This is a genomic window from Streptomyces sp. 7R007, assembly GCF_054850255.1.
The window spans coordinates 251,776-273,139 of the sequence record NZ_JBTWMV010000002.1 but is presented as its reverse complement, the minus strand read 5'-3'; the positions used below and the strand labels follow the sequence as shown (position 1 = coordinate 273,139).

General features: G+C 73.1%; 14 protein-coding genes and 1 pseudogene. 6 read left to right on the top strand and 9 right to left on the bottom strand.

Annotated features, from left to right (window positions below):
• Positions 1–44 precede the first annotated feature (44 nt).
• On the bottom strand, positions 45–1,214 hold the full coding sequence (locus ACYF6T_RS04525; protein WP_461693573.1) for a S1 family peptidase: 1,170 nt from the start codon (positions 1,212–1,214) through the stop codon (positions 45–47).
• A 267-nt stretch (positions 1,215–1,481) separates the two neighbouring features.
• Between ACYF6T_RS04525 and ACYF6T_RS04520 the strand changes: the two genes are divergently transcribed.
• Both ACYF6T_RS04520 and ACYF6T_RS04515 read left to right on the top strand, forming a co-directional pair.
• Positions 1,482–3,752 (top strand): glycosyl hydrolase family 95 catalytic domain-containing protein, encoded by a 2,271-nt coding sequence (locus tag ACYF6T_RS04520; RefSeq protein WP_461693571.1) that lies wholly within the window; start codon positions 1,482–1,484, stop codon positions 3,750–3,752.
• 62 nt (positions 3,753–3,814) lie between these two features.
• Positions 3,815–4,840, top strand: a complete 1,026-nt coding sequence (locus ACYF6T_RS04515) for an alcohol dehydrogenase (protein ID WP_461693570.1) — start codon at positions 3,815–3,817, stop codon at positions 4,838–4,840.
• A 1,042-nt stretch (positions 4,841–5,882) separates the two neighbouring features.
• Here ACYF6T_RS04515 and ACYF6T_RS04510 read toward each other — a convergent pair.
• Together ACYF6T_RS04510 and ACYF6T_RS04505 are read right to left on the bottom strand one after the other, a co-directional pair.
• Entirely contained in the window at positions 5,883–7,346 is a 1,464-nt protein-coding gene (locus ACYF6T_RS04510) for an arabinose isomerase (protein ID WP_461693569.1), read from the bottom strand.
• Positions 7,347–7,376: 30 nt separating this feature from the next.
• Positions 7,377–8,645, bottom strand: a complete 1,269-nt coding sequence (locus ACYF6T_RS04505) for an MFS transporter (RefSeq protein WP_461693567.1) — start codon at positions 8,643–8,645, stop codon at positions 7,377–7,379.
• Positions 8,646–8,840: 195 nt separating this feature from the next.
• Here ACYF6T_RS04505 and ACYF6T_RS04500 point away from each other — a divergent pair, with 195 nt between their 5' ends.
• On the top strand, positions 8,841–12,713 hold the full coding sequence (locus ACYF6T_RS04500) for a glycosyl hydrolase (RefSeq protein WP_461693566.1): 3,873 nt from the start codon (positions 8,841–8,843) through the stop codon (positions 12,711–12,713).
• Here the strand turns inward: ACYF6T_RS04500 and ACYF6T_RS04495 are convergent.
• Both ACYF6T_RS04495 and ACYF6T_RS04490 read right to left on the bottom strand, forming a co-directional pair.
• On the bottom strand, positions 12,710–13,729 hold the full coding sequence (locus ACYF6T_RS04495) for a LacI family DNA-binding transcriptional regulator (RefSeq protein ID WP_461693565.1): 1,020 nt from the start codon (positions 13,727–13,729) through the stop codon (positions 12,710–12,712). The genes ACYF6T_RS04500 and ACYF6T_RS04495 overlap by 4 nt on opposite strands.
• 130 nt (positions 13,730–13,859) lie before the next feature.
• Positions 13,860–14,834: a threonine ammonia-lyase gene (locus tag ACYF6T_RS04490; protein ID WP_461693563.1), complete on the bottom strand. Its 975-nt coding sequence runs from the start codon at positions 14,832–14,834 to the stop codon at positions 13,860–13,862.
• Between the two features lie 117 nt (positions 14,835–14,951).
• On the opposite strand from ACYF6T_RS04490, the gene ACYF6T_RS04485 reads away from it, so the two are divergent.
• Both ACYF6T_RS04485 and ACYF6T_RS04480 read left to right on the top strand, forming a co-directional pair.
• Entirely contained in the window at positions 14,952–15,866 is a 915-nt protein-coding gene (locus ACYF6T_RS04485; RefSeq protein ID WP_461693562.1) for a sulfite exporter TauE/SafE family protein, read from the top strand.
• 544 nt (positions 15,867–16,410) lie between these two features.
• Positions 16,411–17,643 carry an acyltransferase family protein gene (locus tag ACYF6T_RS04480; RefSeq protein ID WP_461693560.1) on the top strand — a complete coding sequence of 411 codons (1,233 nt, stop codon included), beginning with the start codon at positions 16,411–16,413 and terminating at the stop codon, positions 17,641–17,643.
• A 9-nt stretch (positions 17,644–17,652) separates the two neighbouring features.
• On the opposite strand, the gene ACYF6T_RS04475 is transcribed toward ACYF6T_RS04480, so the two are convergent.
• The 3 genes from ACYF6T_RS04475 to ACYF6T_RS04465 all read right to left on the bottom strand — a co-directional run bounded on the left by ACYF6T_RS04475 (position 17,653) and on the right by ACYF6T_RS04465 (position 20,270).
• Positions 17,653–18,630, bottom strand: a complete 978-nt coding sequence (locus tag ACYF6T_RS04475) for an RNA polymerase sigma-70 factor (RefSeq protein WP_461693558.1) — start codon at positions 18,628–18,630, stop codon at positions 17,653–17,655.
• Positions 18,627–19,565 carry an NAD-dependent epimerase/dehydratase family protein gene (locus tag ACYF6T_RS04470; protein ID WP_461693557.1) on the bottom strand — a complete coding sequence of 313 codons (939 nt, stop codon included), beginning with the start codon at positions 19,563–19,565 and terminating at the stop codon, positions 18,627–18,629. The genes ACYF6T_RS04475 and ACYF6T_RS04470 overlap by 4 nt, the downstream gene beginning before the upstream one ends.
• Positions 19,566–19,817: 252 nt before the next feature.
• A complete protein-coding gene (locus ACYF6T_RS04465; protein WP_461693556.1) occupies positions 19,818–20,270 on the bottom strand; it encodes a helix-turn-helix domain-containing protein in 453 nt (150 codons plus the stop codon).
• A 152-nt stretch (positions 20,271–20,422) separates the two neighbouring features.
• On the opposite strand from ACYF6T_RS04465, the pseudogene ACYF6T_RS04460 reads away from it, so the two are divergent.
• Positions 20,423–20,767 (top strand): annotated as a pseudogene (locus ACYF6T_RS04460) (STAS domain-containing protein); the annotation flags it as partial.
• A 93-nt stretch (positions 20,768–20,860) separates the two neighbouring features.
• On the opposite strand, the gene ACYF6T_RS04455 reads toward ACYF6T_RS04460, so the two are convergent.
• Positions 20,861–21,268, bottom strand: a complete 408-nt coding sequence (locus ACYF6T_RS04455; RefSeq protein WP_461693554.1) for a hypothetical protein — start codon at positions 21,266–21,268, stop codon at positions 20,861–20,863.
• Positions 21,269–21,364: the final 96 nt, after the last annotated feature.

Sequence of the window (21,364 nt, the reverse complement as noted above, 5' to 3'; positions counted from 1 at the left end):
GCGGGGCCGCCGCGCGCATCGGCGGCGGCCCCTCCGCGTCGCGGTCAGGCGGTGTGCAGCGTCAGACCATAGCGGTTGAGGATCTCGTTGACCGGCTGGAACCAGGTCTCCCCACCGCTCGTGCAGTTGCCCCAGCCGCCGGAGGTGACCCCCTGCGCCTGGTCGCCGCTGATGAACGAGCCACCGGAGTCGCCCGGTTCGGCGCAGACGTTGGTCTTGGTCAGTTCGTGCACCGCGCCCTGGCTGTAGTTGACGGTCTCGTTCAGGGCGAGGACCGTGCCGCAGTGCCAGTGCGTGGTGGAACCGGAGCGGCAGATGGAGGAGCCGACGGGGGCCACGGCCGAGCCGCGCACCAGTTGGTCGGAGACCGTGCCCCAGCCCAGCACCACCGGGACGGTCCACCATCCGCTGCCGACGCTGACCCAGGCGTAGTCGTTGTCGGGGAACGAGGAGCCCTGGAAGGTGCCGACGTAGGAGCCGTCCCAGCCGTAGACCGCGGCGTACGGCTGCCCGCAGTGCCCGGCGGTGACGAAGCCGCCGTACACCGAGAACCCTATGGAGCAGCGGACGTTGCCGGTGTAGAAGGGGTCACCGCCGACCGTGCCCGCCGCGAGGGTGCGGGGTCCGGCGGAGACCGTCTCGACGGTGACCGGGCCGGCTGCCCGGGCCCGGGTCAGGAAGCGCTGGACATCGTTGTCAGCCCGCGCGCTCCTGACCACGTCGATCACGACCGTGTTGGCCTTCGGGTCGACGTGCCAGCTGCGCACGCCCGAGGGGGCGGACATGCGGTCGATCCGGGCCTTGGCGGCGTCCAGTTGGCGGGCGCTGTGGCGTACGGTGCGCACGGCCGCGCCGGTGGCGCGCACCGCCTGACGGGTCGCCGTGGGGGCGTTCGCGGTGACGGCCACGGTCAGCCGGCCGCTCGTGGCGTCGAACCAGGAGCCCGCGTACGCCGTGCCGGCCGCGCGCCGTGCCGTGGGGGCGAGGTTCGTGGCCGTGCGCTCGGCCTTCAGGCGGGCGGCGGCCTGGGACCTGGTGAGTCCGAAGTCCCGCTGCAGGGCCGCCAGCAGCCCGGCGGAGGCGGGCTGCGCCGCGGTGGTGTCGCTCGCCGTGGTGGCGTCGGTCGCCGAGGCGGCGTGGGCACCGGCGGCGGTCCAGCCGCCGAGCATCAGCAGGGCGGCCAGGCCGCTGTGCAGGAGTCGCTTGCGTCTCACGGGAGTTGCCCTTCGTCGTTCCAGCAAGGTGGGGGTGGAACAGCCGAACCTGAGAGCGCTCTCATTGGTACGGACCGGAGAATAGCGGCGCCGGACGGTCAGGTCCACGCCAACTGCGTCCCCAATCCGCGAAGTTCAGCCCCTACCCCACCTCACATCGGATCTCTCTTCACCTCATCAGGCGTATTGACGTGCTTCCGTGCCCACTTCTAGCTTGAGTCCGGCTATAGATCCGATGTATCGAGCCGTTCCCTTGGAGGCACCTGCATGACCTCTCGAAGAGCTGTGCTCGGCTCCGCGCTGGGCGGGACGGCCCTTGCCGTCGTGCCCGCCGTCGCCGAGGCCGGTACCCCGAGTGCCGCCGCACACCCGTGGAAGCTGCGCAACCGCATGGACTCGGACGGCGCCTGGGCGCACTTCCTGCACGGGCAGGACCTGGTGTGGCGGCGGCTGCCCACGGTCTGGCACGAGGGGCCGTTCCTCGGGGACGGCCGGCTGGGCTCGATGGTCTACCAGGACGCGGAGACCAAGGGCGTCCGCTTCACCGTGCAGCACGGCGAAGTGCAGGACCACCGCCCCGAGTTGGGCAGCACCTGGGGTACCTGCCGGCTGCCCGTGGGACACCTGACCCTCGATCCGGTCGGCACCGTCACCGCCGTCGACTGGCGGCTGAGCCTGTGGAACGCCGAACTCACCGGCACCGTCACCACGGACCGGGGGACCCTGGCCCTCTCGGCGTTCATCCACGACGGCCTGCTCGCCGCCCGCGTGACGGCCGGCGGGGAGGAGCGGGTCCGCTGGACGTTCCACCCCGAGGAGGCCGTCAGCCCCCGCAGGATCCAGGAGGCACCGCCCGCCGCGTACGTGCCCAACCCGCCGTGGACCACCCGGACCACCGGCGATGTCGAACAGGTCCTGCAGCCCCTCGTCGGCGGCGGCCAGACGGCGACCGCCTACCGCGTCACCGGCGACACCCTCTTACTGACCGTCAGCCACAGCCACCCGTCCAACACCCGGGCCGGCGAGGAGGCCCTCCGCCGCATCCGGCGCGCGGCCCCCTGCACCGTGCTGCGCCGCCGGCACACGCGCTGGTGGCACGGCTTCCACCGCAAGAGCTTCGTGTCGTTCCCCGACGAGCGGCTGCAGAGCTTCCACTGGATCCAGCTCTACAAGGTCGCCTCGGCCAGCCGCGCGGACGGCCCCGTGATGGCCACCACCGGTCCCTGGCTCGAACCCACCCCGTGGCCCGCCGTGTGGTGGAACCTCAACGTGCAGCTGGAGTACTGGCTGATCAACGCCTCCAACCATCCCGAACTGGACTCCCTCTCCAGCACCCTGCGCCGCAACCAGGAGCAGCTCACCGCGAACGTGCCCGCCGCCTACCGCTCGGACAGTGCCGGAATCGGCCGCAGCTCCGACATGTTCGCCGACCGCGCCGTCGACCTGCCCGGCACCGGGGCCGAAGTCGGCGATCTGACCTGGGCGTTGCACAACGTGTGGCTGAGCTACCGCCACACCATGGACGTCTCGCTGCTGCGCGACACGGTCTACCCGCTGCTGCGCCGCACGGTCAACTACTACCTGCACTTCCTCCAGCCCGAGGCCGACGGCCGACTGCACCTGCCCTCGACGCTCTCCCCCGAGTACCCCGTCGTCCCGCCGAAGGACACCAACTACGACCTGGCGCTGATCCGTTGGGGCTGCACCACGCTCCTGGAGTCGGCCGAGCTCCTCGGTGTCGACGACCCGCTGAGGCCGCGCTGGCAGGAGCTGCTGGCCAGGCTCACGCCGTATCCGACCGACGACAACGGCTTCATGATCGGAGCTCGGACGCCGTACGCCCAGTCGCACCGCCACTACTCCCATCTGCTGATGGTCTACCCGCTGTACCTCGTCAACTGGGACCAGCCCGAGCAGCGGGAGCTGATCGAGAAGTCGGTCGCGCACTGGCACGCGCTGACCGGCGCGCACCGCGGCTACAGCTACACGGGCGCCGCGTCGATGTACGCGATGATGGGCCGGGGCGACACGGCACTGTCGTATCTGGAGAAGTTCTTCGACCCGGCCGCCCGCTACCCGTGCCAGGCCAACACCCACTACACCGAGGCCGGGCCGGTCATCGAGACCCCGCTGTCGGCGTCGCAGTCCCTGCACGACATGCTCTGCCAGAGCTGGGGCGGGGTCGTCCGGGTCTTCCCGGCCGTGCCGGGCACATGGGCGGACGTCACGCTGCACGACTTCCGCACGCAGGGCGCCTTCCTCGTCACCGCCGTCCGCTCGGGCGGGGTCACCCGGTTCGTCCGGGTGCGCAGCCTGGCCGGTGAGCCGCTCGTCCTGCGCCACTCCCTGACCGGTGGCCCGGTGACCGCCCTCCTCGACGACGGCACCCCGGCCCGCACCCGCGCCGAGGGCGAGGGCACGCTCGCCGTCGACCTGCCCCAGGGCCGGGAGGTGCTGCTGTACGCAGGTGAGCGGCCGGAGCTGGTGGTCGCGCCGGTGGCGACGACCGTGCCGGGCGCGCCTTGGGGGCTGCCGTGAAGACCTTCCCTAGGGTGGCCGGAGAGCTTTTCCCCTCCGGTGTGAAGGAGTAGAAGCAGTCCATGGCCACTTATCGAGTCGCGCAAGCAGCCGCCGCCGGCGGACCGTTCGAGATCGTCGAGCGTGAGGTGCCGAGGCCGGGTCCGGGGCATGTGCGGATCGCCGTGGAGGCCTGCGGGATCTGTCACAGTGACGCCGCCTTCGTCAACGCCCTGCTGCCGGGGGTCCGGTTCCCGGTGGTGCCCGGGCACGAGGCGGCCGGCCGGATCGACGAGCTCGGGGAGGGAGCCGCGGACCAGGGCTGGCAGGTCGGCGACCGGGTGGCGGTCGGCTGGTTCGGCGGCAGCTGCGGCCACTGCGTGCCGTGCCGGCAGGGCGACTTCATCGTGTGCGACAACCTGAAGGTGCCGGGCTGGCGCTACGACGGCGGCTTCGCGGAGGCGATGGTCGCGCCGGTCGACGCGCTGGCCAGGATTCCCGAGGCGCTGTCGGCGACCGACGCGGGGCCCCTGGCCTGCGCGGGCGTGACCGTGTTCAACGGGCTGCGGCGCAGCTCCGCCCGGCACGGCGATCTGGTCGCCGTGCTCGGCCTCGGCGGGCTCGGCCATCTGGGGGTGCAGTACGCGGTCGCCATGGGCTTCGAGACGGTGGCGATCGCCCGCGGGGCCGAGAAGGCGGACTTCGCCAAGCGGCTCGGCGCCCACCACTACGTCGACAGCACGGCGGAGACTCCCGTCGCCGAGGCGCTGCGGTCGCTCGGTGGCGCCAAGGTCGTCCTGGCGACCGCGGCGAACTCGCAGGCGATCACGGCGACGGTGGACGGGCTCTCGCACCGCGGTGAGCTGGTCGCCATCGGAGCCGATGCCGAGCCGCTGGGCATCAGCCCGAACCAGCTGCTGATGCGCGGCAGGATCGTCCGCGGGCACCCGTCCGGCACGGCGCAGGACGTCCAGGACACCATGGCCTTCAGCGCCCTGCACGGCATCCGCCCGATGACCGAGGCACTGCCGCTGGACCAGGTGGAGGCGGCATACGGAAAGATGCTGGCCGGCCGGGCCCGATTCCGCATGGTGCTCACCACCCACTGACCCCAGCCACCCACACCGGAGGCCGACTCTCCCACACCGGAGGCCGGCTGTCCCACGCAGGAAGCCGGCTGTCCCACGCCGGAAGCCGACTCTCCCACGCCGGAAGCCGACTCTCCCACGCCGGAAGCCGGCTGTCCCACGCCGGAAGCCTGCTGTCCCACGCCGGAAGCCGGCTGTCCCATGCCGGAAGCTGGGTCTCCCGTGTCGGCGGCCCGTCACCTCCGCCGGTGGCCCGGTCATCTCCACCGACGGACGGGATCACTTCTGCCGACGGCCAGGGCGCCTCTACCGACGGCCAGGACACCCCTCCCGCGGGGCGAGGCCACCTCCGCCGACGGCCGGGGCTCCGGCTCCCATGCCGACGGGCACCTCTCCCATGCCGACGGACGGGCCTCCCGTGTCGACGACCCGTCACCTCCGCCGACGGCCAGGTCATCTCCACCCACGGACGGGACCACTCCTGCCGACGGCCAGGACACCCCTCCCGCGGGGCGAGGCCACCTCCGCCGACGGCCGGGGCTCCGGCTCCCATGCCGACGGGCGCCTCTCCCATGCCGACGGACGGGCCTCCCGTGTCGACGACCCGTCACCTCCGCCGACGGCCAGGTCATCTCCACCCACGGACGGGACCACTCCTGCCGACGGCCAGGACACCCCTCCCGCGGGGCGAGGCCACCTCCGCCGACGGGCGGGGCTCCGGCTCCCATGCCGACGGGCGCCTCTCCCATGCCGGCGGACGGGCCTCCCGTGTCGACGACCCGTCACCTCCGCCGACGGCCAGGTCATCTCCACCCACGGACGGGACCACTCCTGCCGACGGCCAGGACACCCCTCCCGCGGGGCGAGGACACCTCCGCCGACGGCCGGGGCACCTCTACCACGGGGTGACGCCACCTCTGCCGACTGGCGGGGCCACCTGTGCCGACGGGCGGGGCCACTTGTGCCGATCGGCGGGGCGTCTCCGCCGACGGGCGGGGCCACCTGTGCCGGTCACCGGCGCGCAACTCTGTCCGCTGTCGGGGCGCCTCTGTCCGTGGGCGGTTCACACCTGGTGGTGGTCGATGGCGAGGAGGCTCGCGGCGGATGCGAAGTCCGCCGCGTGGCTGCCCACGGCCAGGGACCAGTGGTGGCCGACGCCCGTGGCGCTCCAGGCGTCGACCCACTCGCCGGGGTCGCGGCCGAAGTCGACGCGGCTGGTGGTGTTGCCGATCTCCAGCAGCGGCCCGGGCACGACCGTGCCCTCGGAGGTGACGAAGCGGAGCGTGCCGTCGGCGTCCTGGCCGAGGCCCAGCAGGGTGACGGGCCCGGGCCGGACGTCGAACTCGACGCTCACGCCCCAGCCGCGCTTGCCGTGGTAGACGCCGAGCCCGCGCAGCAGCGGGTCACGGGCGCTGACGGCGAGGTGGCCGGGCCCGTCGTGGCCCATCTCGACCACGCCGTCCTCGAAGTTCAGCGCCTGGATCTCGGTGAAGGACCCGCCCGCGCCCACGCTGTGGGAGGCCAACTGGGCTACGGAGGTGCGCAGTTCGTACTCGCCGGCCGCGGGCACGCCCCGGGCGGTGAGCAGGGAGGCGCCCAGGATCATGCCCGCGCCGAGCCGTTCGTGCAGTTCGCCGTCGAGCCCGCGGTGGTAGTAGGCGAGGGTGTCGAGTCCGAAGTCCGCCACGAGCCGGTCGAGGGCGACCGACACGGTCGCGCCCCAGGCGAAGTCCTCGTCCACCACGCTGTCGTCGAGGGTGAAGACCTGACGGGCGAGGTCCATGCGGTCGCGGGTCTCCGCCTCGGTCACCTGCTCGACGCGGTGCCGCAGGTCGTCGAACTCCAGCACCTCCACGTGCGAGCCGAACGTCGTGGGCAGCAGCGTCAGGTCCGTCGACACGTCCAGCATCCCCGGATACAGGTGCCCCATCAGACCGTGCCGGGCGTGCCGCAGCGCGGCGCGCACGTGGGCGGCGCGGATCCACTGCTCGATGCGCCGCCAGGCGGACTCCTGGTGCAGCCAGCCGGAGACCGACCGGAAGGGGATGCCCGCGCGCCGGAAGACGTTGCCGACCTCCGGCACCGGGCACTGTCCGCAGTAGGCCAGCCAGGCTCCGGTGTCGAAGGACGCGTGGTCCATCCTCGGCGTCGGCTGGAGGTCGATGACGAGGACGGGCGTGTGCGAGCGGCGGGCGATCGGCAGGACCATCGACGAGGTGAGGTACGTCGTCAGGAACAGCACGATCAGGTCGCAGTCCGCCCGCCGCAACCGCTCGGCGGCCTGGGCTCCTTCGCGGTCGTCGGAGATGAACCCGACGTCGGTGACCTCGGCGTCCATCGCGCGGAAGCGCTCGGCGACATGGGCGGCCGAGTCCCGCAGTTGGGGCAGCAGTCCGGGGAACTGCGGCCAGTAGGTGCCGAGTCCGCCGGCGACGAGGCCGATGCGGGTGCGGCGCCGGGTGACGGGTGGCAGCAGGTCGTGCAGGGCGGTGGTTCCTGCGGCGGCGCGGTCAGCGCTCGTGGCCATGATCGGCGCTCCTTCGGGGTGGGCTTCGGCTCAGGCGCTGGCGGTGCGCAGGTCGGTGCGGGCGTGGGCGGTGCGGGCGGAGCGCCGGACCAGGACGTGGATGATGAAGAGGCCGACGAGTGCCGCCACCGCCATGCACGCGGTGATCGTCCACAGCAGGACGGCCGGACTCCGGTCGAGCAGGGCGGGGGTGAAGAAGGCGGCGACGGCGAAGACCCCGCGGGAGAGGGCGTAGGTGAGGCCCTGGGTGGTGCCGCGGGTGTCGGGAGGCAGGGTGAACTGCGACCAGACCTTGTAACTCGCCTCTCCCGCGAAGGGGTTGGAGAACTGGTAGAGGACGAAGAAGACCAGCATGCCGGCGAGGGCGCCGGCGGTGAGGGAGGCGATGGCGAAGGAGAGGATCTGGATCACGGCGGCCACGTGGAAGAGCCGGTCGCGCCAGGGGGTGTCGGCGACGCGGACGTAGGCCATGACCAGCAGCAGGTTGAGGGGGATGACGGCCAGGTTGATCCCGGTGGCCAGGCTCTGGGAGGCGTCGCTGACGGTGACCAGCAGGTAGGTGCCGAACTGGCCGAAGGTGTTGGCGCCGAGTCCCCAGGTGACGTAGTAGAGGAAGGTCGCCGCCATGGGCAGCAGCGCGGCCCGCGTCCACACGTTGCGCAGGGCGACCCCGCGCGGGACGTCCGCCTGAGCCGGCTCCTCGGTCTGCGGCGGCTCCTGATGTTCCGTCACCTTCAGCCGGGAGCGCAGCTGCCAGGTGACGAGTGCCGCCACGGCCAGCTGGCCGGTGATCAGCCGGGCCCCGGTCATGCCGGTGGTCGACAGGACGAAGCCGAGGAAGACGGCGACCATGATGCCCAGGGTCCACATGACCTGCGTGAAGGCGATGAGCCGGCCGCGGGCGGCGGCGGGGGCGGCGTCCGAGACCACCGCCAGGGAGGTCGGCAGGTCGGCGCCCGCGGCGAGGCCGGCCACCAGGACGCCGGCCAGCAGGACGATGTCGTTCGGCGCGAGGGTGATGACGGTGGCGCCCAGCGCGAAGCAGAAGATGTCCCAGTTGTAGACCCGGCGGCGGCCGAAGAGGTCGGCGAGGCGCCCGCCGAACAGCGAGCCGACGGCGATGCAGATGGTGACGATCGCGCTGATCGCGCCGGCCATCCACACGCCCATGTGGTAACTGTGCCGGTAGATGGCCAGGTTCACCGAAATGCTGACGATCAGTCCGGCGTCGAGATAGGAGGCCATGCCCGACAGGGCCGCGGCCTTCCACAGGTGCTTGGGGATGGGTTGTTCGGCCATGGTGCGACTCCGTCGTCTCGTGACATCGCGGTGGGGGCCGGGTCACGAAGAATGTAGGGGGCGAAAAACGTTCCAACAAGGTGCCGCGCAGACATCCGCCGCGTGACGCGGGCGCGTCGGGACTATGGCGTGAACCGTCCAGCTCTCCTACGGTGAGGACGGCCGAAAAACGTTTTAGGGGAAGGATGCGCCTTCGTGATCTCCCCCGCGCTCCGACAGCTCTTCGCCGACCCGCCCCGGGACTTCGGTCCCGCTCCCCTGTGGTGGTGGTCGGGTGCCGAAGTCACCCGGGAACGCCTGGCGTGGCAGCTGCGTGCCTTCGCGGCCGGCGGCGTGCACAACCTCGTGGTCATCAACCTGGCGCCCAGTGGCCCGAGTTGGGACGCCCGGGCGGACGAGCCGGCGTGGTTCGGCGAGGAGTGGTGGGCGCGCTTCACCGACGCCTGCGAGATCGCCGCCGGGCTCGGCACGCGGCTGTGGTTCTACGACCAGATCGGGTTCTCCGGCGCCAACGTACAGGGAGCCGTCACCCGCCGCCGTCCCGAGGCCACGGGCCTGGCCCTGCGCCTCCGCACGGGCCGCGTACCGGACGGCGAGACGCTGGTGGGCGCGTACGACGCCGACGGGCGCCGCGTGTCCGATCCGGCGTCGGCGGCCCACCTGGTCACCGCCGTCCCCACGGCGCTGGACTACCTGGACCCGCACGCCGTCGCCGCGCTGATGGACGCCGTGCACCACGAGTTCGACCGCCGCGTGCCCGAGTACCTGGGCAACGTCGTCGCGGGCAGCTTCCAGGACGAACTCCCCGCCACGAACACCTTCAGCCGCCGATTCGCAGCCGAGTTCCGCGCCCGGCGCGGCTACGACCTGCTCGACCACCTGCCGGCCCTCTTCGGCACGGCCGCCTCCGCCCGGGCCGCGAAGATCCGCGCCGACTACTACGCCGTCCGCGCCGAACTCACCGAGGAGGCACTGTTCCGGCCGCTCGCCGACTGGCACCGCGACCGCGGCATGCTGCTGGGCTGCGACCAGAGCAACCCCGCCCGCGCGGGCTACCCGGCCCAGTGCACACAGCTCTACACCGACTACTTCCGCACCCACCGCTGGTTCGACGCCGCCGGCAGCGACCACCACGGCGACGCCAAGGTCCACTCCTCCATGGCCCACCTCTACGGCCACGAGCGGGTCTGGATGGAGGCGTTCCACTCCTCCGGCTGGGGCGGCACCCTGGAGGACACCTACGACTGGCTGCTGCCGTTCCTGCGCAGCGGCGCCAACCTCTACAACCCGCACGCCAGTTACTTCGGCACCGCGGGCGGCTGGTTCGAGTGGGCCCCGCCCTCCACCGACTGGCGCCAGCCCTACTGGGCGCAGTACCCGGCGTTCTCGCGGGCCGTGGCCCGGATCTGCTCGATCATGTCCTGGGGCACCTACGACGCGGGCGTGGCGGTGCTGTACCCGACCAGCACGATGCAGTCCCTGGTCCCGCTGGACGCGCCCGTGCGCCATTTCGGCGACGACCGCCTCGGCGAGGGGCATGCGGAAGCGGACCGGACGCAGCGCCACTACCTGGAGCTGTGCGGTACGAACAACTGGCTCCACCCCCGCGTGGGCCGCCTCGACGCCCACCGGATCGCCTTCGACGTCATCGACGACGACTCGGTCCAGCGCGCCAAGGCGGCCGACGGCGCCCTGCGCATCAGGGACCTCGCCTACGGCGCGCTGCTGCTGCCCTCGGTGAGCGTCCTGGAGGAGGAGACCGCGCGGCGGCTGACCGAACTGCTGGACGCGGGCGGGCGGGTGGTGGTCGTGGGCAGCCCTCCGGCGTCGGCGGCCGGGCTGGCCGGGGACGACTCGGTGGTGGCGGCGCTCGTGGCCCATCCGCGCCTGGAGCGGGTGCGGGACGCGGAGGCCGGGGCGGCGGCGGTGGCGGACACGGCCGGGCACGTCACGGCCGACGTGCCCCTGCTGGTGCGCCGGTTGGGCAACGAGGGGGTCGCCCTGGTGCCGGGGGCGTTCCCCGACGCCCGTGCGCACCCGCCCCGGAGCCGTCACACGATCGACCCCGGGCGCTACGCCCGCACCCGCTTGCTGACGGTCCGCGCGCCCGTGGCGCAGGCCGAGGTCTGGAACCCGGCGACCGGCAGCCGCGCTCCCGCGCCGGTGACCGTCCGCGCCGACGGCGTCTCGGTCATCGAGGCACGGCTGGACGGCGCTCCCGCCGCTCTCGTCGTGTGGCGGGAGGGGACTCCCGCGCGTCGCACGGCACTTGACCGGCCCGAGCCGTCCGGGACCGTCGACGTCTCCGCCGGCTGGCAGGGCCGGCTGGTTCCCACCCTGGACAACCGGTGGGGCGATCTCGCGCTGCCCGCCGGGTCGTCCGTGGCCGAACCGCAGATCTGGGACATGCGGTGGAGCGAGGACGGGAGCGCGTGGCGGGAGGTGCGTGCCACGTACGGCGACCGGGTCCGTGTCCTGCCGTCCGCCACCCGGCCGCCCCGGCCGCTCGACCCGGCCGCCGTCGAGCGGGTGCTGTCCGGTGAGCAGCCCCTCGCGCCCGGCTGGGACGCCGCCGTGTACTCGTCGAGTCGCGGGAGCCGGGAGCAGAGCGGGCTGCTGGGCACCAAGGGCCTGGTGAACGAGGAGTTCGTCCGCGTCCCGGTGCCGGGGCCCGGCGGTGCCGCCCGTGTGCGGACGATCGTGGAGACCGGTCACCGGGGGCCGGCCGAGCTGCACGTGGGCGCGGAGGCGGTCAAGCGGGTGTGGTGGAACGGCGAGCCCCTGCACGCGGGCACCGCGGGCTACCTCGCATCCGCCCGGGTCACGGTGGAGCGCTCCCGCAACGTGCTGGAGTACGAGCTGTCGGACGCCGACGGGCGCCCGCTGACGATCTCGGGCAAGGACGGTACGCCGCTCGGGAGTTGCTTCTGCCTCACCGGGCCGGACGCCTTCCCGCCCCGGCCGCGCTTCATGCGGCTGCCGGACGGGGTGCGGCCGGACGGGCCGGTGACCTACCGCGCGCGGCTGCGCCCGCCCGGCGGCGCCTCGGACGCGGTGCTCGTCGTGGGGGCGGCGACGGCGGTCACCGTGCTGCTCGACGGTGTGGTGGTGGCGCGGCAGGAGAAGGTCGAGTACTACGAGGCCGACTGGGGTGCCGTGCCCATGTTCTTCCGTCACGAGGTGACGCTGCCGGAGGGGGAGTTCGTGCTCGACGTGGTGACGGACGGCGCCACCCGGGAGGCGGTGTTCGTGGACCTGGCGGCGCGGTCGGCGGCCTGGGTCAGCGGCGCGGGCTGGACGGCCGAGACCGGCGGCTGGCGGGGGTACACCGTCGAGGACACCGTCCGGCGGGGCGAGTTGCAGCACTGCCATGCCGCCGTACGACCGCACCCGCTGCCCCACGCCGACTGGCTGGGCGGCCCGCCGGCGCTCGGCGCCCCGGTCCTGCCCGTGCGGTGCACGGACGACGTCCGCCCGGCACCGCAGCACTTCCGCTTCACCCTGCCCGCCGGCACCGTGTCGGTCGAGCTGCCCCTGGAACTCGGCGCGCGGGTCCGGGTCGGCGACGGCGCGGAACTCGCTCTGGACGGGCAACTCCTCACGCTGGAGCGCCCGTTGGCAAAGCCCACGCCTATCGAGGTGGTCACCGCGCCGACGGCCGTGCCACGAGGCGGCTCCGTGTGGCGGGGACCGGCGCGGGTGCGTACCGTACCGGCGCCGCTGCCGCTCGGCGACTGGAGCGCGCTGGGGCTGGGGAGTTGGAGCGGGGGCGTGGCGTACTCGCGGGAGCTGACGGTGCCGCCCGGGGCGGACCCGGTGCTGGATCTGGGGCGGGTGCGGGGCAGCGTCGAGGTGGCGCTGGACGGCGAGGTCGTGGGCGAGGCGTTCTGCGCGCCGTACCGCTTCACGCTGCCCGGGGCCGCCGGGCGCACCGTCCGCGTCGAGGTGACCGTGTACAACACGCTGGCGCCGTATCTCGCGGCGGCCACGCCGACCGTCTGGGCCTTCCCGGACCAGTTGGCGTCGGGGCTGTTCGGGCCGGTGACGCTGCGTCAGGCCGAGCTCTAGCCGCCCGTCGCCGGGCGCGTGGAGTCCCGTACGACGAGGTCGGGCGCGAACACCCGCGTTTCATGGGTGTGTTCGGCGCGGGCCTCGATCTCGTCGAGCAGCATCTCCACCGCCGCCCGGCCGAGGTCCTCGACGGGCTGGCGGACGGTGGTCAGGGTGGTGGCGCCGAAGCTCGCGATGTCGAGGTCGCCGTAGCCGACGACCTGCACGTCCTCCGGGATGCGCACGCCCCGGTCGGTCAGGCCCCGGCACAGGCCGGCGGCGAGGAAGTCGTTGGTGCAGAAGACACCGTCGGGCAGTTCTTCGAGCTGCTCGGCGATCTTCGTGCCGTAGGCGACGGTCATCTCCTCGGCCACGACCTGGTCCAGGCGTGCCTCGCGCCTGCTGCGCACGGCCTGCCGCGCGCCCTGGTACCGGTCGGCGCACTGGCGGATGCCGCGCTCGCCGTTGACGACGAGGATGTCCCGCGCCCCGCCGTCCAGCAGGTGCTGCACGGCGATCCGGCCGCCGGCGATGTCGTCGACGGAGGCGGAGCAGCCGTCCCGGTCGGGCATCGCGCGGTCCGCCAGGACCAGCGGGATGCCCCGGTCGCGCAGCCGGCTCAGCCGGCCCGGGTCGGCGCTCAGCGGCACGACGACGACGCCGACGGCCCGCTGCTCGACGAGCATGGTGAAGTAACCCTGCTCCCGCTCGGACGCGTCCCCGCTGTGGCAGAGCACGAGCGCGTAGCCGTGGTCGTAGGCGGCGTCGGCGGCGCCCCGGGCGATGCGGGCGTAGAAGGAGTTGGCGACGTCCGGCAGGACCAGCCCGATCGACGACGAGTGCCCGGTGCGCAGACCGGCGGCGCCGGGGTGCGGGACGTAGTCGAGCGCGGCGACCGCGTCGCGGACCCGTGCGGCGGTCCGGGCGTTGACGCGTTCGGGCCGGTTCAGGACGTTGGACACCGTGGACACCGAGACGCCTGCGGCGGCGGCGACGTCCTGGATACGAGCAGGGCGAGCCGAGATGGCGTCCACCCCCTCGCCATGACAGCAGTGCATCGGGCCACGTCAGTGGCCCTCACGGGCGAGGCAAGTATACCGTCATCGCACATAAAACGATTTCCGTACGGACGACTGCCTGACGGCGCCGGGACCGGAACGGGCGTCAGAGGCGGGGAGCCGTGTCGATCCAGCGCCGGTACGCGTCCGCGTCGACGTTGCTGCCGCACACGACCGTGACCACGTGCCGGCCGGCGAAGCGGTCCCGGTTCTCCAGGACCGCCGCGATGCCGAGCGCGGCGGAGGGTTCGACGACGAGGCCGGCGTGGTCGTGCAGCATCCGCATGCCAGCGATGATCGACGTCTCCCGGACCAGGACGGCGTCGTCGGCGACCAGGAGGAGGTCGTCCAGGACGGCCGGGATGGGGCGCCGCCCGGCGACGCCGTCGGCGATGGTGTCGGCCGAGTCGGTGGTCACGACGCGCCGCTCGCGGAAGGAGCGCGTCATCGCCGGCGCGGCCAGCGGCTGCACGCAGACCACCTCGACCGTGGGCGCCAGTTCCTTCAGCACATGGCCCACGCCGGTGACCAGCGCCCCGCCGCCGAGCGCCAGCAGAACGGCGTCGAAGGACGGCTCCGCCTCGGCCAGTTCCAGGCCGATGGTCGCCGCGCCCTCGCAGCTCTCGATGTCCAGGCTGTCCTCCAGCAGCCGGACGCCGTCGTGCCGCGCCAGGGCCGCGGCCCGCTCGCGCGCCGCCTCGTGGTCGCCGTCCACCAGTTCCAGGCGGGCGCCCAGTGCGCGGACGCGGTCGAGCTTGGCCGCGGTCGCGAAACGGGAGGCGACAACGGTGACGTCGAGGCCCCGGCGGCGGCCCGACCAGGCGAGGGCCTGGCCGAGGTTGCCCGAGCTTGCGCACACGACGGCCCGCCGGCCTTGCTCGGCGAGCCGGCCCGTGAACACCTCGGTGCCGCGGGCCTTGAAACTGCGGACCGGGTTGGCCGTTTCGAGCTTGATGCTGACCTCGCACCCGAGGCCGGGTTCCAGGGCCTCGCAGCGGTAGAGCGGGGTGTCGAGGAACAGCGGGTCGACGACCGTGCGGGCCGCCCGGATCCGGGTCGTGTCGAGGCGCGTTGCCGGCATGGCACGGCAGCGTAGCGCGGCGGCCCTGTCCACCCGGCCCCTGCCCGGCATCTCAGCACGCGAGAAACCGGCGCCTTCCATATCTTTCCCATAGGAAAGCTTCGTATGGTGTGGCGCATGGACTTCTCCGCCCCGATCATCGTCGCGGGGGCCCTCGTGGGCTTCGCCGTGGGACTCACCGGCATGGGCGGCGGCGCCCTCATGACCCCGATCATGGTCATGGTGTTCGGGGTGAACCCCACGGCTGCCATCGGCAGCGACCTGGCCGCGTCGGTGTTCATGAAGCCCTTCGGCGCGCTCGTGCACCAGCGGGCCGGAACCGTGCGCTGGGACATCGTGCGGTGGCTGCTGCCGACCGCCGTCCCGGCCGCGTTCGGCGGGGTCTTCCTGCTGCGGGCCCTCGGCGACGGGGACACCCTGCAGCAGCGCGTCAAGTACGTCGTCGGCGCCGCGCTGCTGCTCGCCGTCGTCGGCATGCTCACCCGCATCTGGCTCGACCGCCGCCGCGCGGCCACCGCCACCGAGGACGCGCAGGTGCCCGTGCGGCCCGTGGCGACCCTGCTGATCGGGCTCGTCGGCGGTGTCATCGTCGGGATGACGTCGGTCGGCTCCGGCTCCCTGATCATCGTGATGCTGATGCTGGTCCACCCCCGGCTCAAGGCCAACCACCTCGTCGGCACCGACCTCGTGCAGGCGATCCCGATGGTGGCCGCCGCCGCCCTGGGGCACCTGCTGGTCGGGGACGCCGACCTGGGCCTCGCCGCGACCCTGCTGATCGGCGCGATACCCGGCGTCGTGCTGGGCGCGCTCGTCTCCGCCCGCATCACCGGTTCCGCGGTGCGCTGGGCCCTGGTGGTGCTGCTGACGGGCTCGGGCCTGTCGATGCTCAAGGCGTCGTCCACCGTCATCCTGCTCGGCTGCCTCGCCATGGCCGTGCTCGGCGTCGTCACGACCGTGCGCGCCCGGAGCACCACGCCGGCGGCACCCGTGCCCGTCGACGACGAGGTACGGAGCGAACCCGCCACCACCTGACCCGGCCGGACTCCGGCCCGTCCCCCACGCAGGGGAACACCGGGCGCGGACCACGCGATGGACGGGCAGACGCCGACGACGGCCACGGGCGCTCCTGGATCACCCGGCCGCACGCGGTCCGGCCGCCGCCCCGACTCCCCCAGCGACGCCAGTGCAGCGCTCGCCGCCAAGACCGACGTCACGACACGTGCCCAGGAAAAGGCCGCCGTGGTCCGGGAACAGGCTGCTCGCGCAGTTCCTCGGGCCGGCCGCGGTGGGCTGATCACACGGCCCGCACGATCGCGCGTGCCGGTGCGCCTGCCCGGCCACGACGGTCCGGGTCACCGGCCCCCCGACGGCTGCGCGGCGCCGGGTCGAGGCCGGCATGACGCCCCTGCGCGCCGGCAGCCGCCGCTCAGCACGGCCGCCAGGACGCGCGCTTCCCGTCCGTTCTGAGGCCCGTCTCACACGTCCGGCTTCCGATGGACAGGCATGTGATCGAGTTTTGCGGACAGGCGCACGGGGTTACTTCGAACCAGTCGGCAGGCGGGAAGCGAACTCGTTCATGGTGAAGGCTCCGGACACGACGGCCGCGGCGGACATCGAGCTGGCAGCAGTGGACAGGGCGGCCGACGCCCGGAGACCCGGTGCCCCGGCGGCACCGGGTGCCGGCCGGGGGTTTCCGTCGGCGGTCCTGCGCAGCGGGCGGGTGGACGGGCTGGACGGACTGCGGACAGTGGCGATCGTGCTGGTGCTCGTCTACCACGCGCGGTCGGACCTGCTGCCGGGCGGTTCGGTGGCCGTGGACGTCTTCTTCACCATCTCCGGCTTCGTCATCACCCGCCTGCTGCTCGCCGAGTACGCGCGCAGCGGCGGCATCGCTCTCGCCTCCTTCTACCGCCGGCGCTGGCTGCGCCTCGTCCCCGCGCTGCTGGCGCTGTGCGCGGTGTGCGCGGTGCTGGCGGCGGCCACCTCGCTGCGGGGTTTCGACGGCGCCTGGCAGGCCGTGGCCGTGGCGGCGACGTTCCTGACCAACGTCGTACGGGCCATGGAGCCCGGACCGTACTCCGATGTCACCGGCCCGCTCGCGCACACCTGGTCGCTGGGCGTGGAGGAGCAGTTCTACCTGCTGTGGCCGCTCCTGCTGCTGCTCCTGCTGCGCTGCCTGCGCGCCCGCGCCGTCCTGCTGTGCACGGCCGCGCTGTGCCTGCTGCCCTTCCTGTGGCGCTGCGTGCTGTGGAACCCGGACGCGGCGCACCGCATCTACAACGGCACCGACACCCGCGCCGACGAGCTGCTGGCGGGCGCCCTGGTCGCCGTGGCGCTGGCCCGGCTGCGCACGGACGATCCCCGGCTGGCGCTGCTGCGCACCTGGGCCGGGCGGCTCGCGGCGCCGGCCTTGGGGCTGCTGGCGCTGGTGGCCTGGCGGGTGCCGGTGACCGGGGACGCCGGGGTTCTGACCCCCGTCTGGTACACCGCCGGGTTCCTGCTGGTGGCGGCGGTGTCGGCCACCCTCGTCGCGGGGCTCGAACTGCGGCCCGAGGGATGGCTGTCGCGGCTGCTGGCGCTGACACCGCTGGCCTGGACGGGCCGCAAGCTGAGCTACGGGATGTACCTGTGGCACTACCCCGTCCTGCGGCTGCTGGGCTCCCTCGGCGTCAAGGAGGGGCGGCTGAGTGCCGCGGTGGTGCTGACCGTGCTGCTCGCGCTGCTGTCGTACTACGTCGTGGAGGCGCCGTTCCTGCGCAGGGCCCGCCGCCACGCGCCGGGCCGGCCGCGCCGGGTCCTGGCCGCGTGACGGCGGCGGTCAGTCGTCCGTACGGTGGCTTTCGGCCTCCTCCGCCTCGCGGCGCAGCGCCCACGCGTCGGCCACCGGGCCCACGTGCCCGAGCTTGTCGGGGTTGAGCACCGAGCGGATCGTCTGGATGCGGCCGTCGAGGATGTCGAGGGTCATGATGCTGACGATCCTGCCGTCGCGGTCGCGGAAGACCGCGCCCGGCTGGCCGTTCACCTCGCGCGGCTGTGCCACGACGCCGACGTGCACGAAGCCGGGCTGGAGCTGGGCGAGCGCCCGCGTCGCCTGCTGGGAGCCGATGATCGGGCCCGCCAGCTGCGGGGCCTTGCCGCCGCCGTCGCCGATCATCTGGACGTCGGCGGCGAGCAGTTCGCGCAGTGCGTCGACGTCGCCCTCCCGGAAGGCGTCGAAGAAGCGTCCGGCGAGTTCCTCGCGTTCCCTGCGGTCGGCCTCGAACCGGGGCCGGCCCGCGTCCATGTGCCGGCGGGCCCGCACGGCGAGCTGGCGGCAGGCCGCCTCGGAGCGGTCCACGGCCGAGGCGATCTGCGGGAAGCCGAACCCGAACACCTCCCGCAGCACGAAGACCGCGCGCTCCAGCGGCGTCAGCCGCTCCAGCAGCAGCAACGCCGCCATCGACAGCGAGTCGGCGAGCTCGGCCGAGCGCTCGGGGTCCTGGTAGGGATCGGTGAGCAGCGGCTCCGGGAACCACGGCCCGACGTACTCCTCGCGCCGCACCCGGGCCGAGCGCAGGACGTCGATCGAGATCCGCGTCACCACGGCCGACAGGTAGGCCTTGGTCGACGTGGGACGCGTCGCGGCGGTCTGCCAGCGCAGCCAGGTCTCCTGCACCGCGTCCTCGGCCTCGCTGACGCTGCCGAGGATGCGGTAGGCGATCGCGAAGAGCAGTGGCCGCAGCTCCTCGAACTCGGCCGTGCGCGCCGCCGGCTCGTCGGTCCCGGCCGCCTGGGCGGACGGTTCGGTCCCCTTCACGCCAGCTCCTCCCTGAACCCCTGACGCCACGAGGGGTACCGCGGCTGCCAGCCCAGTTCCCGCTTCGCCTTGGCGTTGGAGAAGCCGCGGCCCTCGGTCATCATGATCACCGCCTGCTCCCCGGCGAGCAGCCGGGCCAGCCACTTCGGCACCCGCATCGGCGGTTTCGCCCCCGCGCACTCGGCCAGGTACGGCAGCCACGCGTTCGCGGGGGCCGGTTCGTCGTCGACGATGTTGAACACGCCCCTCGCCCGCTGCTCCACGGCCAGGACGGTGGCGCTCGCCGCGTCGTCGAGGTGGATCCAGGAGCTGTAGCCGGTGGCCGCCCCGACGAGCGGGTACTGCCGCTTGCGTACCAGCGTGACCTGGTCGTCCATGGCACCGGGTCCGTAGAACGCGCCGTAGCGCAGCACCGCGCCGCCCGCCTTGAGGACGGCCTCCTCGACGTGGCGCATCGCCTCCGTCCCGGCCTGCGCGGCGGTCCCCGCCATCGGGTCGAGCGGGTCCTCCTCGGTCTTCACCCAGCCGCCCCGGCGCACGCCGTTCCAGCTGGCGTACCCCTGGGCGACGACATGCGGGACGCCGGTCGCGTCGGCGGCGGCCAGCAGGTGGTCCGTGCCCTCCGTGCGCAGCCGGTTGGTCAGCGCGAACCAGCGGTCCGGGTGTTTCAGGTCGGGTTTGCCGGCGTGCGCCGGGGAGATGGCCGTCATCTGGTGCACGATCACGTCCGGCCGGGCCGCGGCCACCGCCTCCCCGACCTGCGCCGCGTCCAGACCGTCCATCACGACGCCGTCCGCGCCCAGCCGCTGCAGCAGACCGAGCTTCGCCGCGCTGGTGGTGGTGGCCGTCACCTCATGGCCGCGCGCCACCAGCTGCGGCACCAGCCGCCGCCCCAGGACCCCGCTGCCGCCCGCCACGAACACCCGCATGACCATCACCTTCCGCTTCCGCAGTCCCTCTACGAGACCTGGGACGAGACAGCCCGGTGAGCTGTGACATGCGAGGCGACGGGACGCGGGAGGAGGTGCGGTGGACGCAGCGCAGCTGCTCGGGGTGCGGCCTGTGCTGGACTGGGCCTGCGCCCCGAGAACGCGGCACGCCACCCAGGGAGGTCGCCTGCGCCGACGACCGCCGCGGCGTGCCCCGGCGCCGTACCGCGCGGTGTTGCGGTCCGGCCTCCGGCGTCCTCAGAGCCGGTGCGTCGCCTGGACGGCCGCGACCTGCTCCGCCACCCGTCCGATCTTGGCCAGACGGACCAGCGCGGGCCGGGAGAGCACCTCTTCGATGTCGTGCAGGGCGGAGATCAGTTCCTCGACGCCGTCCAGCGGCGTGTCCTTGTCGGCGTGCAGCAGCACCGCCCGGTACTCCTCGGGCGACACCGGCCTGCCCGGCATCTCGATCGGCTCCTCGCCCGTGTCGGCGACGAACAGGGCCGGGATCGACGTGTCCAGGGCCAGGGCGATGGCGGTCAACTCCGTGGCCGTGAAGGCGCGTCGGCCGCGTTCGGCCTGATGCACGGCCTGCCGGCTCCACGGCTTGTCCAGATACCTGCCCAGCGCTTCGCCCAGCTCGGCCAGTGACATCCGCCTGGCCTCCCGAAGGCGCGCGATCTGCTGCCCGACGGCTTCCTCGACCCTCACCGGCTCACCCCTCACATGTCATTCCCCAGCATGACACATAACGCCCGGCATTGACAGCATGCGAGGCTGCTCCTACTGTCATTGCAGGCGTTTCACTGTCAACTCGCGCGATGACACGCGGGCTCGGTCGGTCCGGAGCATCGGAGGCAGAAGTGCGGCACTTCCAGCTTGAGTCCACCGTCGCGGAAGGCGGCGGCGCCGTCGTGCGCGTGGGCGGTGAGATCGACGTCTACACCGCCCCGAAACTGCGTGAGGAAGTGACCGGGCTCGTCGACAGGGGCGTCGTGCACGTCGTGGCGGACCTGCGCGAGGTGGAGTTCCTGGACTCGACGGGGCTCGGAGCCCTGGTGAGCGCCCTCAACCGCGTGCGCACACAGGAGGGTTCGCTCCGGCTCGCCATCGGCTCCGAGCGGATCATCCGGCTCTTCCGCATCACCGGGCTGGTCAAGGTCTTCGACATCCACCCGACGGTCCTGGAGGCCGTCACCGCCGACGAGCGGTGGCGGCGGATCCTGGAAGCCGGGGGCGAGGACGCCGAGAGCTGGTGCCGGCGCAACGGGCTGCTGTGAGCCGGCACCACGCTGCTCGGCTCAGGCGGCGTCGAGGGCTTGAGTGATCTTCCGGCCCATCTCCACCAGCGCCGGACCCGGCTCACGCCGGTCCCCCCGCGCCGCCGCCTCCACCGCCACCAGCACCGTCCCGCGGAAGTTGTCCGCCTCCACCGGATCCACCCCCCGCAGCACACCCATCGTCTCGGTCAACGCCGGCAGCACCCGTTCCGCCAGCTCCGCCACCGACCTGCCCCCCAGCCCCGTCACCCGCCCCCGCTCCGCCAGCAGACGCCCCACCGCACCCGTCGCCGACGTCAGCGCGACGCTGCCGTGGGTGGCCACCCGATGCGCCGAACCCGCCGCACCCGCCGCCGCCATCAACGACACCGCACCCCACGCAGCCGTCCGCAGCGTCGCCTTGTCCTGAACACTGAGCGCGATCGCCATCTTGAGAACCCCTTAGGTCTTGGGCCGCCGTTTCCTTGTGACACAGAGCCTGCGCCCACCCGCTTTCACCCCGCCCTCACCCCGCTTTCACCCCAC